1 protein-coding gene is annotated in these 433 nt (G+C 63.5%); it reads left to right on the top strand.

The genetic code is table 11. From position 1 onward, the window contains the following. The first annotated feature begins 74 nt into the window (after positions 1-74). Positions 75-386, top strand: a complete 312-nt coding sequence (locus tag J0A65_RS25920; protein ID WP_206597071.1) for a YceK/YidQ family lipoprotein — start codon at positions 75-77, stop codon at positions 384-386. Positions 387-433: the final 47 nt, after the last annotated feature.

Raw genomic sequence — 433 nt, 5'->3', positions numbered from 1 at the left:
GGGGCTTTCCGGTGACCTGCCGGAGCTGGCCAGGGCCTGAGCCCGCTCCTTTCATGGATGAACGAGGAGCGTGCATGAAGCACCTGCTGCGTTACGTGTGGATATCGCTGCTCGCTGTCGCAGGCGGCTGCGGCACCCTGACGGGCCGCGAGGGCGAAAACGGCGCCCTGCCGGTGGATACCTACAAGAGCGTCAACGGCGATCTCTACCTGCTGGGGATGCGCCCTGGCCCCAGCGGCAGCGGTAATCCCGGGACGGTGGTTTGCTGGTTCAGCGTCGTCTGTCCCGTGCTGGCGGTCGTCTCGCTACCGCTCGATGCGCTGATCGATACCTTGCTCCTGCCTGCCGATCTGCGGGCCGCCCGCGAGCCTGAAAATGCTTTGTAACAACTGACCCTTGCGTAAGGGAAGGTTTCGTTGAGAAGGCAAATAAC

The sequence above is a fragment of the Bowmanella yangjiangensis genome, assembly GCF_017255015.1.
In the GTDB taxonomy this organism is placed as follows: domain Bacteria; phylum Pseudomonadota; class Gammaproteobacteria; order Enterobacterales; family Alteromonadaceae; genus Bowmanella; species Bowmanella yangjiangensis.
The sequence above is the reverse complement of the archived record's forward strand: the minus strand, read 5'-3'. Positions and strand labels throughout refer to the sequence as shown.

Bases quoted from the DNA above. Each gene is read 5' to 3' on its own strand.
- J0A65_RS25920 (WP_206597071.1), top strand. From the start codon at position 75: ATGAAGCACCTGCTGCGTTACGTGTGGATATCGCTGCTCGCTGTCGCA.